Annotated in this window: 14 protein-coding genes; 5 read left to right on the top strand and 9 right to left on the bottom strand. The window is 64.4% G+C overall.

Features of this window, described 5'->3' with window-relative positions:
* The first annotated feature begins 126 nt into the window (after positions 1-126).
* Positions 127-414 (top strand): hypothetical protein, encoded by a 288-nt coding sequence (locus RAD04_RS18730; protein ID WP_461624925.1) that lies wholly within the window; start codon positions 127-129, stop codon positions 412-414.
* Positions 415-429: 15 nt separating this feature from the next.
* Here RAD04_RS18730 and RAD04_RS18725 read toward each other — a convergent pair whose 3' ends face one another.
* The 7 genes from RAD04_RS18725 to RAD04_RS18695 all read right to left on the bottom strand — a co-directional run bounded on the left by RAD04_RS18725 (position 430) and on the right by RAD04_RS18695 (position 7537).
* A complete protein-coding gene (locus RAD04_RS18725; protein WP_461624924.1) occupies positions 430-1368 on the bottom strand; it encodes an AEC family transporter in 939 nt (312 codons plus the stop codon).
* Positions 1369-1530: 162 nt separating this feature from the next.
* The gene (locus tag RAD04_RS18720) at positions 1531-1740 is read right to left on the bottom strand and encodes a hypothetical protein (RefSeq protein WP_018316320.1); all 210 of its coding nucleotides are present in this window, start codon (positions 1738-1740) and stop codon (positions 1531-1533) included.
* The gene (locus tag RAD04_RS18715) at positions 1737-1913 is read right to left on the bottom strand and encodes a hypothetical protein (protein ID WP_461624923.1); all 177 of its coding nucleotides are present in this window, start codon (positions 1911-1913) and stop codon (positions 1737-1739) included. Before RAD04_RS18715 ends, RAD04_RS18720 begins: the two co-directional genes overlap by 4 nt.
* Positions 1914-2286: 373 nt before the next feature.
* A complete protein-coding gene (locus tag RAD04_RS18710; RefSeq protein ID WP_461625028.1) occupies positions 2287-3906 on the bottom strand; it encodes an ABC transporter ATP-binding protein in 1620 nt (539 codons plus the stop codon).
* Positions 3907-3908: 2 nt separating this feature from the next.
* Positions 3909-4748 (bottom strand): ABC transporter permease, encoded by an 840-nt coding sequence (locus tag RAD04_RS18705; protein WP_028139871.1) that lies wholly within the window; start codon positions 4746-4748, stop codon positions 3909-3911.
* Positions 4745-5716: an ABC transporter permease gene (locus RAD04_RS18700; protein ID WP_461624922.1), complete on the bottom strand. Its 972-nt coding sequence runs from the start codon at positions 5714-5716 to the stop codon at positions 4745-4747. The genes RAD04_RS18705 and RAD04_RS18700 overlap by 4 nt, the downstream gene beginning before the upstream one ends.
* Before the next feature lie 270 nt (positions 5717-5986).
* Entirely contained in the window at positions 5987-7537 is a 1551-nt protein-coding gene (locus RAD04_RS18695) for an ABC transporter substrate-binding protein (RefSeq protein ID WP_461624921.1), read from the bottom strand.
* Positions 7538-8021: 484 nt separating this feature from the next.
* On the opposite strand from RAD04_RS18695, the gene irr reads away from it, so the two are divergent.
* Positions 8022-8507, top strand: coding sequence for a Fur family transcriptional regulator Irr (gene irr, locus RAD04_RS18690; protein WP_461624920.1), 486 nt, complete (start codon positions 8022-8024; stop codon positions 8505-8507).
* A 183-nt stretch (positions 8508-8690) separates the two neighbouring features.
* On the opposite strand, the gene RAD04_RS18685 is transcribed toward irr, so the two are convergent.
* Complete coding sequence (locus RAD04_RS18685) at positions 8691-10238, bottom strand: winged helix-turn-helix domain-containing protein (protein WP_461624919.1); 1548 nt, start codon at positions 10236-10238, stop codon at positions 8691-8693.
* Positions 10239-10371: 133 nt separating this feature from the next.
* On the opposite strand from RAD04_RS18685, the gene mddA reads away from it, so the two are divergent.
* Entirely contained in the window at positions 10372-11160 is a 789-nt protein-coding gene (gene mddA, locus RAD04_RS18680) for a methanethiol S-methyltransferase (protein ID WP_461619867.1), read from the top strand.
* 216 nt (positions 11161-11376) lie between these two features.
* Positions 11377-11799, top strand: coding sequence for a GFA family protein (locus RAD04_RS18675; RefSeq protein ID WP_461624918.1), 423 nt, complete (start codon positions 11377-11379; stop codon positions 11797-11799).
* 65 nt (positions 11800-11864) lie between these two features.
* Here the strand turns inward: RAD04_RS18675 and RAD04_RS18670 are convergent, their stop codons facing one another.
* The gene (locus RAD04_RS18670; protein WP_028139882.1) at positions 11865-12089 is read right to left on the bottom strand and encodes a hypothetical protein; all 225 of its coding nucleotides are present in this window, start codon (positions 12087-12089) and stop codon (positions 11865-11867) included.
* Positions 12090-12327: 238 nt separating this feature from the next.
* Between RAD04_RS18670 and RAD04_RS18665 the strand changes: the two genes are divergently transcribed.
* A complete protein-coding gene (locus RAD04_RS18665; protein ID WP_018316308.1) occupies positions 12328-12618 on the top strand; it encodes a hypothetical protein in 291 nt (96 codons plus the stop codon).
* Positions 12619-12646 lie beyond the last annotated feature (28 nt).

Below are 12646 nucleotides of genomic sequence, written 5' to 3'. Positions count from 1 at the left end.
AGCGGATGTGACGAACGCGTTGCCTCGGCACATTTGCCAGCACACGGAGTTATGAACTTGTGCCTATGGACATCGTGCGATCAATGAACACATGGCACAAGGGCCCCAACGATAGAGGGATCAGCCATGACAGGCATCAAACTCGCCATTGCCGCGCTCATCACGACCGGGCTGCTTGCCGCGCCCTTTGCGGCTGAAGCGAAGAAGGCGCGGTCGAGCCGACACTACAGCACGGGCGTGGTGGCCCCGACCTATGGCGGCGCCGGAGCGCCCACTGCTGTGCAGCCCCGGGCGTCCTACGGCTCGTCCGGCCAGACGGTCGGAACGGTCACGGCACCGTCGGTCGGATCTTACAATTGGCCCTCGGTCGGCGTGACCAATTCAGCGCCCACCTGGAGCAACACCACGCGATAAGTGCGCCCATGCGGGTTAGCGCGTGCCGGTCGCCAGACCCGAGAGAAGGTATAGCGCGACCAGCAATGTCGCGACCGACAGCATCGTCGTGACCGAGACCGTGGCCGCGACCAGTTTCTCCTCGACCTTATGCTCGTGCGCCAGCACGTACACCGTCTTCGCCGTGGGCACGGCGGCGCATATCACGGCGGCAACGGTGTAGAGCGCGTTGAGGCCGGTGATCACACAAAGGCCGTAGACGATCAGCGGCATGATCACGAGCTTCACGACCGCGAGCGCGAACGTTGCCTTCAGGTTGGAGCGCAGGCCCTCGACCGACAGGCCGAGGCCGATGGCAAACAGTGCGCAGGGCGTGAGCGCGGCGGCAATCATGTTGAGATAGGCCGCGACCGGCGCCGGAATCGGCAGGCCTGTGATCGCCCAGACGAGACCGCAAAGCGTCGACAGCACCATCGGATTGAGCAGGATCTGCTTCGCGAGGCCCGCGGACTGCGCGGCCGATCCGCGCGCGTCCCTTTCCAGCAGGATAACCGTGATCGGAAACATCACGGCCGCGACGAATACCGTCGCGACCGCAGCAGGCAGGACGGCGGGCTGGCCGTAGATCGCGTGCAGGATAGGCAGCGCCACGAAGCCGGTATTGGTCATCGCCGCCGCCATGCCATGAATCGTGCTGCTGGCGAGATCATGCTTTCCGCCGGCGCGGACCACCAGGAAGACCAGCGCAAAGCAGACGAGGGAGCCGCCGCCGAACGCGAGCAGGAAACGCCATTCCAGCAGATTGCGCGCGGGCTCCTGCGCGATGGTGACGATCAATAGCGCAGGCATTGCCACGTTATAGGCGAAATGCACCAGCGCGTCGGCGAGCGAGCGGGAGAGATAGCCGAGCTCGCCGGCCAGCCAGCCGGTGACGATGATCGCGAATACGGGAAGAACGAGGCTCGCGACTTCCATCCGGATTCCCCCCTTGCTGCCAATGGCTGCAACGAGAGGTTACCCCGGCAATGGAGTGTCGTCACGGGTTTGGTCGAGCCGTGGTCCCTGGCTCAAGCGTTCCCTTCAGTCGAGACCGTCATGGCCGGGCGCGACGCGCCGATCGAACGCGGCCGTCAGACGTTAGATCCCCCGGCCGGCCTGTTGACCGATCACGCAGCGCCACGCAGCCAGTCGCTCCGCTGGATGCTGGTTCATCCAGTCGGCGAGCTGCGGCGCGCCCATCAGGCAGGACTGCACCGAAACCTGCGCGAAATCCGAGGTGGTGACGACCTGCTCGTGACAATTGGTCGGGGAGGCAAGGCTGCAGAGCACGGCGATGATCTTGATCACGACAGGTTACCCCCCTCGCGGCCGATATATGTACGGCCGATCGCGGCCTTATCCTGGCCTTCGCCGGCCGGGTCGGTCGGCGGGAAGATACTGTCGTAGATGGCGCGCGCCTCCTGGATGAGACGTGCTCGCTCGCGCTCGGACTTTGAGACAAATCGAATGACTTCGCCCATGTTGGCTCCGAATATCAGTTGGCAAATCCCGTCATCAGATGACGCTTATCATTTAATCGTCATCTAAGACGCCGTCTTCGGCTTTGAAGCGGTGTCGCCGATCACGAAGGAGTAAAAAACGCGTGAGCGCACTCCGGAATCCCAACGTCTCCCGTGCCTTTGATGCGCCGGGTTGAGAGACCGCTCACCAGCTCACATCCGTCGCGCGGTTCAGGAGCGGCGCGACGGATGCTGGTGTCGACTTGGATCCCTGCACTCATCAGCAAGGATATTCTCGTCAAGAAAATTCTTCTGGACCGAATATGTTTCACCTCGGGCCATGGGCAAGTTTTTGGAACAATCCCGGAATTTGGCGACTCGGTGCGCTCGATCCTCACGCCGCCGGCGCGCGCTCTTTCCGTCCCGGCACCGCCGCCAGCAGCTCGCGCGTATAGGCATGCTCGGGCGCGGCGAACAGCTGCGCGGTCGGCTTCAGTTCGACGATGGCGCCGCGCTGCATCACCGCGATGCGGTCGCAGATCTGGGCGGCGACGCGCAAGTCATGGGTGATGAACAGCATCGAGAGACCGAGGCGCGTCTTGAGGTCTTCTAGCAGGCGCAAGACCTGGGCCTGCACGGAGACGTCGAGCGCGGAGACGGCCTCATCCGCGACGATGATCTCGGGCTCGAGTGCGAGCGCGCGCGCAATGCCGATGCGCTGGCGCTGGCCGCCGGAGAATTCATGCGGATAGCGCTCGAGCGCGCCGGCATCCAGGCCCACCAACTTGAGGAGATCGCGGGCCCGGTCGAACGCCGCCTTCGGATCAAGGCCGGCCGCGATCGGGCCGTCGGCGATGATGTGGCCGACCTTGCGTCGCGGATTGAGCGAGGCGAACGGATCCTGAAAGATCATCTGGATGCGATGGCGCTCGGCGCGTAGCGCCTTGCCTGAGAGCTGGGTGAGATCGGTCTCGCCGATCCGCACCGTGCCGCGGTCGGCCTCGATCAGCCGCATCACCAGGCGCGCCACCGACGATTTGCCGGAGCCGGATTCGCCGACGAGGCCGAGGGTCTCGCCCTTGAGGATGTTGAAGTTGACCGCGCGCGCGGCATCGACGCGGCGGTCCTCGCGAAACCAGCCCCCTGACGTGACGTAGGTCTTGTCCAGCCCGATCACCTCGACCGCCCTGGCCTGGTCGTCGAGCGGCTCGCGCGCCGGCGGGTCCATCGAGGGTACGGCGGCGAGCAGCGCCTTGGTGTAGTCGTGCTGAGGCGCGTTGAAGACGGTCGCGGCCGGGCCTTCCTCGACGACCTTGCCGTGCCGGAGCACGACGACCTGGTCGGCGATGTCGGCGACCACGCCGAAATCGTGAGTGATGAACATCACCGCCATGTTGCGGTTACGCTGCAGGTTGCGGATCAGCTTGAGGATCTGCGCCTGCGTGGTGACGTCGAGCGCGGTGGTCGGCTCGTCCGCGACCAGCACGGCCGGCTCGAGCGCGAGCGCCATCGCGATCATGGCGCGCTGGCGCTGGCCCCCGGAGAGCTGATGCGGATAGGCGCGGACGATACGCTCGGGGTCGGGCAGGCCGACTTCCCGTGCCAAAGCGAGCGCTCGCGCGCGCCGCTCCCTCGGCGTCAGCAGGCCGTGCGCCTCGAACATCTCCGCCATCTGGTCGCCGATCCGCATCAACGGATTGAGCGCGGTCATCGGCTCCTGAAAGATCATCGCGAGACGGCAGCCGCGCAGATCGCGCCAGCCGTCGTCGTCGAGCTTGAGCAGGTCGCGTCCCTCGAACTGGATCTCGCCGGAGGCGACCGAGACCGTATCGGGCAACAGGCCCATCAGCGCATGCGCGCACATCGACTTGCCGGAACCGGACTCGCCGACGACGCAGACGATCTTGCCGGGCCGCAAATCGAGCGAGACACCGTCGACGGCGAAAGGACGCTCGGCGCCTTTGGGCAGGGCAATTTGAAGGTTCTTGATGGAGACGGCGGGTGGAGCGGTCATCATCAGCGTCCCTCCCGCGACAGGCGCGGATTGAGCGCGTCGTTGAGGCCTTCGCCGATCAAATTGAGCCCGAGCACCGAGATCAGGATGGCGACACCGGGAAACACGGTGATCCACCAGGCCTGGCGGATCACGGTGCGGCCGGCGCCGACCATGTAGCCCCAGGAGATCAGATTGGGATCGCCGAGGCCGAGGAAGGACAGCGAGGATTCCAGGAGGATCGCGGTCGCCACCATCAGCGAGGCCAGCACGATCACGGGCGACAGTGCGTTCGGCAGGATTTCGCGCATGATGATCCAGGTGTTGCTTTGGCCGGTGACCACGGCGGCCTGGACATATTCCCGCGTTCGTAGCGACAGCACCTCGCCGCGCACGAGGCGGGCGACCGGCGGCCAGCTCACCAGCGCGATCGAGGTCACGATCGAGTAGATCGAGGGCTGCAGGATCGCGACCAGCACGATCGCGAGCGCGAAGCTCGGAATGGTCTGGAAGAATTCGGTGAAACGCATCAGGGCGTCGTCGACCCTGCCGCCGAAATAGCCGGCCATGGCGCCGATGGGAACGCCGACGATCAGCGCGACCAGCGTGGAGACGAGGCCGACAAGCAGCGAGACGCGCGCGCCAAAAATCATACCGGCGAACACGTCGCGGCCGAGCGCGTCGGTGCCGAGCGGCACGGCGGAGAGCGTAAACGGCGGCAGGAACGGCCGCTGCACCATGCGCCATGGCGAGTTCGGGAACAGCATCGGTCCGAACAACGCGACCGAGATCGCGAGAACCAGGATGATGAGCCCGATGACGCCGCTCGGGCTACGCAGCATCGATTTCCAGAACTGTTTCATGAGGCGAATTCGATGCGCGGATCGACCAGGCGATAGACCAGGTCGGTGATGAGGTTGAAGATCAGGACCATGGCGGAGCAGATCACGAAGACGCCGAGCAGCAGATTGTAGTCCCGCTGCAACAGCGCGTCGTACATCAGGCGCCCGATCCCGGGCCAGGCGAACACGGTCTCGGTGATGACGGCGCCGCCGATCAGCGTTCCCGAATGCACGCCGGCCAGCGTTACGACGGGCAGCAGCGCGTTGCGCAGCACGTGGCGGCGCTGGATCACGGCGTCGGAGAGGCCCTTGGCGCGCGCGGTCTTGACGAAGTCGAGCCGCTTCACCTCCAGCATCGAGGCGCGCGTCATGCGGGTATAGGTCGCCATGAAGAACAGGCCGAGCGTCATCGCCGGCATGATCAGGTGTTTTGCGACGTCGACCGCGTGGGCGAAGCCGGTCAGATTGGCGCCGACCGTCTCGTAACCAAAACTCGGCAGCCAATCCATGGTGACCGAGAACAGCAGGATGCCCATCAACGCCACCCAGAAGATCGGCATGGCGTAGAAGATCAGTGCGAATACGGTGATGGCGGTGTCGAGGAAGGTCCCGGCAAAGCGCGCGGCGAAGGTGCCGAAGAGAATGCCGAGCGCGAGCGAGATCGCGAATGCGGTCAGCGTCAACAGCAGCGTCGCCGGCAGCCGTTCGCCGATCAGCTTTGCGACCGGTGCCTGCTGGCGGAAGGAGAAGCCGAGGTCGAGGGTGACGACGCCTTTTACATAGATGAAGAGTTGTTCCGGCAACGGCTTGTCGAGGCCGAATTTCTCCTTGAGCTGATTGACGAAGATCTGATCACTGGCCCCGGCCTCGCCCGCCATCACCACCGCGGGGTCGCCGGGCGCAAGCCGGATCAGGAAGAAATTGAGGACGACGATCGCAAGCAGGACGATCACGCCCTTCAGGACACGCTGAGCGATAAAGGAGAGCATGCTTAGAGCGACACTTGTTTGACGAGAGGGTCGCCGCAGCGACGGTGCGCTCCCTCTCCCGCTTGCGGGGGAGGGCAGGGGTGGGGGTGTTTCCGCAGAGAAGGTCCCCGAGTGGAGAGAGCCCCCACCCGCTGCGCTTGGGACGATGCCTCGCATCGCCCGGCGCGCGTCGACCTCCACCACAAGCGGGAGAGGTGCACCTTTTCCGTGGCTCGGACGGCAATCATTCGGCGAAAGCTACAGCACGAGAGATCAGACGCGAAGCGCCCGTCACTTGTCGAGCCATGCGTCCTTGAAGCCGTCATTGACCCCGATCCCCGTGGTGATCAGGTTCTTGACCTTGCAGCGGGTGATGGTCGGGAATTGCAGCTCGAGCATCCAGGCCACCGGCACGTCCTCGACCAGGATCTTCTGCGCCTTCTCGTAGATCTCCTTACGCTTGGAGTCGGGGGTCGCGACCGCGCCGTCGGCGAACAGCTTGTCGATCTCGGGGTTGGAGTAGCCCTCGACGTTGTTGAACATCTGGCCCTTGGCGATGGCGCTGGAGACGTAGTTGCGGCCGACGCCGAGCGCGGGATCGCCATACTGGTAGAGATAGGTGAAGGCGATGTCGTAGTCCCAGTCGCCAATCTTCTGGTTGCCGCCGGCGACGTCGGTGGCGATGGTCTCGATATTCATGCCGACGTCCTGGAGGTTCTGCTTCACGGCTTCACCCCAGCGCTGCCAGGTCTCGCCATAGGCGAGCGGCAACAGGCGGATCTTCTCGCCCTTGTAGCCGGCTTCCTTCAAGAGGGCCTTGGCCTTGGCCGGATCGTACGGATATTTCTTCACATCGTCGGTGTAGTATTTGATGGTCGAGGCGGACGGGCCGGTCGCGACCTTGCCGAGCCCGTTCCAGATCACGTCCTTGGCGAAGTCGCGGTCGACCGCGTACATGATCGCCTGCCGCACCCGCTTGTCCGCGAGCGGACCCTGGCGGTTGTTGAGCCACAGCCAGGCCAGCGGCGAGAAGAACTCCCAGCCGGCGCCGGTGACGCAGGTGTCCTTCAGCTTGGACAGCCGCGGCACGTCGAAATTCTCGACCGAGCCGCCGGGCAACACGTCGACCTTGCCGGTCTCGTACGCCACCGAGCGCGCCGCGGCGTCGGGAATGATCTGCCAGTAGATCTCGTCGAGATAGGGTTTGCCCTTCTCGTGATAATTCGGGTTCTTGACCAGGCGGATGAACGAGCCCTTTTGCCATTCCCTGAACATGAAGGGGCCGGTGCCGACGGGGGCGTTGTTGTAGGGATTGGTCTTCCAGTCGGTGCCTTCATAGAGATGCTTCGGCACCATCGGCATCGAGCCGACCTCGAAGATGCCGAGGAATGGGCCGAACGGCTGCTTCAGCGTGAAGACGACAGTGTAATCGTCGGGCGCCTCGACCTTGTCGACCTGCGCGAGGTTGTTGCGGGCGCGCGCGTGGGTCTGCTTCAGCATCTCGACCGAGAACAGCACGTCGGCGGCGGTGAAAGGCTTGCCGTCATGCCAGGTCACGCCCTTCCGGAGCTTGAACGTGTAGGTCTTGGCGTCCTCGCTGACGCTCCAGCTCTCGGCGAGCTCGGGCTGCGGTTCGAGCTTCGGGCTGTAGCGCAGCAGGCCCTCGAAGATGTTGCCCGACACCATCTGCACCGGGCCGTTCTGAACCATCGCCAGCATCAGGCCGGGCGGCTCGGGCTGGATCACCGCATTGATCACACCTCCGGTCTTCGGCTCTTGCGCCAGTGTCGGAGCCGTGAGGCCGCACGCCAGGAGGAGACCAAGCAACACTCGTTTCGGCATGTCGTATCTTTCTCAAGCGAGACCAGCCGTCAACGCTTCGCACGCCATGGCGCGCGAAGCTACGGCCGGTCCATCCCAGTCCCCATCCGATATTGAGGCTCACATAGTCCCGTTCGGCGCCGCAAGATGAAAGTCGCGACAGTGCTCGCACAAAAAATGTACAGCGCGTCCTGTTTTCCGCATACCTTCGCGCACGGCGGATCGGCCCGCTCCGGGCGATCAAGCTGCCTTACTCGTGTCGAGAGTCTGCGAAGGCGTTGCACAAGCCTGCGCCTGCGACCAAAAGCATCAGGCCGTCATGATGCGCTGAGCCCGTCGCCGCCCAACGGGCCAGGAATAAACCGGACCGCCTTGCGATAGGTCAGAGGCGGCCCCGCTCCGGATTTGATCCGGATCAAAGCCAGACCGCCGCTTTTGCGATCGAATAGCAACTGGCAGGACCCGGCGCTGTGCGTCCTGCTCCCCCTGAGCCGTGAGACGATCGATGGACATCCAGGCCACGAATTTCCCTGCGAGTGACGATAGCGATCCTGATGTCGCCGGCCTCGAGTTGCCGCCCGATGCAGGGGTGCAGCACTGTCTGCAATTGCTCAGCGATGCCGGCCTGCGCCCGACGCGCCAGCGCCTTGCGCTCGGCCAATTGCTGTTCCTGCGCGGCCATCGTCATGTCACCGCCGAGAGCCTGTTCGAAGAAGCGATGGCGGCGAGCGCCTATCCGTCGCTTGCGACCGTCTACAACACGCTGAACCAGTTCACCGAGGCCGGCCTCTTGCGCCGGATCGCGGCCGACGGCATCAAGTCGTTCTTCGACACCGACACATCGGTGCATCCGCACTTCTATCTCGAGGGCGAGGATGTGCTGGTCGACGTTGCCGAAGGCCTCGCCTTCACCAAGATCCCCGAGGCGCTTCCCGGCTACGAGATCGCGCGGCTCGACGTCATCGTCCATTTGCGCCGCAAGCGCGCGTAGTACTTACCCTCCCCTGGAGGGGGAGGGTCGATGGCGCGCAGCGCGAGCGGGGTGGGGTGATCTCTCCACTCCGGCAGTGTGCGAAGTGGAGAGGCCGTCACCCCACCCCGCCTCTCATCTTCGCTCCGCTCAGATGTGAGCCGACCCTCCCCCTCCAGGGGAGGGTAAGCGCAGCACTACGCTTCACCGCAGCCCTGCGCGCCGAAATCCTTCCAGATAGTGCTCGCGATCCCCGTCATTGGCCCACGGAAGTTGCGTCGCGATCCAGTGCAGCGAGATGTCGGGCTGGGTACGGCGGAGCTCGCTCAGCGCCGTCTCCGCAAGCGTTCCGTCGCCGGTCATGCCGGCGGAGACCGCGAGCACGCGGTAGGCGCCGGTAAGATCGCCGCGATGGCGGATCGCCTCGCGCGCCAGCGCGATGGCCTCGTCATAACGGTGTTCGGTGAAGCGCGCATAGCCCGCGATGCCGTGATAGATCGCCAGCGACGGATCGCGCGGTGACAGCCGGATCGCCCTTTGGGCAGCCTCGAACGAATCCTTGGAACGTCCGGCATAGGACAGCGCCAGCGCGTAATAGCCCTGCGCCAGCGAAAAGTTCGGATTGAGCGCGAGCGCCTGCTCGAACTCGGACAGCGCGTCGGCGAGCCTGCGTGTCGAGAAGCAGACGCTGCCGAGCGCGACATGCGCCCAGGCATCCTCATGGTCGCAGCGCACCGCGGCCAGCGCGGCGGCTTCCGCCACCGGCACCACGGTGGCCAGCTCGGCCCAGCCGAGATGCACGCCCAACATGTAATTCGCCGCCAGCACCGACAGCGCCTGGCCGTAATTCGGATCGATCCCGATCGCGCGTTCCAGCAGCGTCCGTGCGGTCTCGTGATCCCGCCGGGTCACGCGCCAATAATGCGACAACGCCCGCATCAGGAAATCCCAAGCGTCCAGGCTCGCAGGTCCCTTGCGGTGGGCGCGAAAACTCTCGGCCGCGTGAATCTGCGGCTCGATCGCCGCAGCGATCGCGTTGGTGATCTCGTCCTGGACGGCGAAGACGTCGACCAGCTCGCGGTCGTAGCGCTCGGCCCACAGATGGCTGCCTGACGTGGCATCGTTGAGCTGCGCGGTGATGCGCACCCGGTTGTTCGCCTTGCGCACGCTGCCTTCGACGACGTAGCGGACGCCGAGCTCCTCCGCGATCTGCCGGAGGTGGACTGCGCGCCCCTTGTAGGTGAAGGACGAGTTGCGGGCGATCACCATGAACCAGCGCTGCTTCGACAGCGCCGTGAGGATATCCTCGCTGATGCCGTCGCCGAAATAGTCCTGCGCGGGATCGCCGCTCAAGTTCTCGAAGGCGAGCACCGCGATCGCCGGGCGGTCCCCTACGCGCGAGGGGGCGGGCCTGGCTTCGGCCGGCACGATCGGCGCTGCCACATCTTCCCGGACCTCGCCGACGAAACGAAAGCCCTTGCGCGGAATGGTCTTGATCAGCCGCTGCGTCGCGCCGTCGTCACTGATCGCCTTGCGCGCGGCGTTGATCCGGCTGTTCAGCGCCGAATCCGAGATGATCCGATCGCTCCAGATCTGGCTGATCAGGTCATCCTTGCTGACCACACGCGCGCGTTGCGCGACGAGATAGAGCAAGAGATCGAACACCTGCGGCTGCAACGGCACGGCGGCCCCGCCGCAGGTCAGTTCCCGCAGGTCGCCGTCGAGCACGTTGTTTTCAAAGCGAAATCGCACGTTTCTGTCGTCTCAAGCAAAAATCAAAGTCGTCTCAGGCGAAAATCAACCGTCCGCGAAAGTCTGGGGGCGTCCGATCCGGCAAGGTGCGAAGACCAAACAGTGCCGATGCCTCGGCACAACGGAGCGTTCTATGACCCAACTTGATCACCAGGTTCATTCCATCAGCCCGGAGGTTGCGGGCTCACGCATGTTCAAGTTCATCGCCTTTCTGTACGGAATTGCGGCATATCTCGTGTTTTTCGTCACCATTCTCTACGCCATCGGCTTCGTCATGGGGCTGGTGGTGCCCAAGACCATCGATACCGGAACCGACACGCCGACGGCCGAAGCCGTCATCGTCAATCTCCTCCTGATGTCGCTGTTCGCCCTTCAGCACAGCGTGATGGCACGCAAGCAGTTCAAGGCGTGGTGGACGCAGTTCGTCCCCAAGCCGGTCGAGCGCTCGACATATGTGCTGTTCGCGAGCCTGTCATTACTGCTCCTGTTCTGGCAGTGGCGTCCGCTGCCTGCGATCGTATGGAATGTCGAGAACCCGGATCTCGCCGTGACGTTGGTCACGCTGTCGTTCGCTGGGTGGATCCTGGTGTTCACCAGCACCTACCTGATCAATCATTTCGAATTGTTCGGATTGCATCAGGTGACCAATCACCTGGTCGGCAAGGAAATGACGCCGCCGCGCTTCAGAACGCCGCTGCTCTACAATTTCGTCCGCCATCCGATCTATCTCGGTTTCATCATCGCGTTCTGGGCGGCGCCGACCATGACCGCGGGGCATCTGCTGTTTGCGGTCGTCACCACGCTCTACATCTTCGTCGGCATCGCGCTGGAGGAGCACGACCTCGTCGCTCTCTTCGGCGACGAGTACCGGCAGTACAAACAACGGGTGTCGATGCTTATTCCCTGGCGCCGGTCACTCTAGCCGCGGCGCGGCATCGCGGGCGTCCGCCGAACGGAGGACGCTTGGTCGCGTCGGCTGAGGTATGAGAGCATCTCACATACCCGTCCCCTCAACGTCCCCCGGGGTGATGTCCCCCTTCACCCCGACACCTCTCCCCGCATTCCCATCGGTCCCGACATATTGTGGACGAGGAACGGGGAGAGGATTTCTTCCTCTTCATCAAACGGAGATGACCAAATGAAACATGTCGGAAACTGCTTCTGTGGCGCGGTCACGATCGAGGTCACGGGCGCACCGGAGGCGATGGGCTATTGCCATTGCCGTTCCTGCCGCTCCTGGTCGGGCGGCCCGGTCAACGCCTTCAGCCTGTGGAAGCCCGAGGCCGTGCGCGTCACCGAAGGCGCTCAGAATGTCGAGACGTTTGCCAAGACGCCGCTCAGCGAGCGCAAATTTTGCAAGAAGTGCGGCGGCCATCTCATGACCAACCATCCGCCGCTCGGACTGGTCGACGTCTTCACCGCCACCATCCCGACGCTCGCCTTCGCGCCCGGCGTTCACGTCAACTATGCCGAGTCCGTGCTGCCGATGCGCGACGGCCTGCCCAAGCTGAAGGATTTTCCGGCCGAGTTCGGCGGCAGCGGCGAGATGATGCAGGAGTAGCGGCGCGGGGTGTCGAGAGGGCGGCAGCGCGCCGCTCCTCTCTTCTTCGCGAGAACGGCGACGGATCAGCCACCGCGCGATTCGACGACCTTGCGGCAGCTGTCCGAGAGCTTCGACTTGTTCTCCCGCAGGCAGGCATTCATCTGCGGCGGCTTGCCGATATGTTCGGCGCAGAATTTGCTGGCATCGCCACGGCAGGCCATTTGCTCCTGGACCGATGGACCGGATTGCGCAGCAGCGGGCAGGGCGGAAGCGGCGAGCAGCAGCGCGGCGACAGCTGAAATCTTCATAAAGCACCTCTTTGGAATCGACGTTGGTCCCGACCGGGATCAATCGGGCCGGACCATCTCGCGAAGGCCGTGCACGGGTCCATGCCATGTTCATGGCGTCGGCCCGGTGTCCCGGCCGCAGCGACCCCCATCTTCATGGCATGTATCCGCGCGCCGTCTTTTGTCATTCAGGCTGCACCTCGGCTGCGAAACCCGGTGATTGCATCGGGACGCCGAACGGGAAGCAGGAGAGCAAAGGATGTCGAAGAGAGCTGGAGCGCTGAGTGCGGGGCTGACGGTCATGGCGCTGGCCGGCGCGGCGATGGTGTCGCTGGGCACGAGCCCGGCACAGGCGGTGGTCTATTGCAAGACGGTCGGCGTGCCCAAGGGCTGCGTGGTGCGGCCGACGGCGGCCGTGGTGGTCGCGCCGGGAGCGCCGGTCGCAAGGGCCGCGGTCGCAACGCCCGGCGTCGGCGCGCCCGGGGTCGGCGTGCGCGCGGGAACGCCGATGAATCGCGGCGGCCCAGTCAATCGCGTCGGCGTGCGCTGATATTTCCATTCGATTGAATTGATTGCAT

This window comes from Bradyrhizobium sp. 25ACV (assembly GCF_054863005.1).
This window is presented reverse-complemented; position numbering and strand designations above follow the sequence as displayed.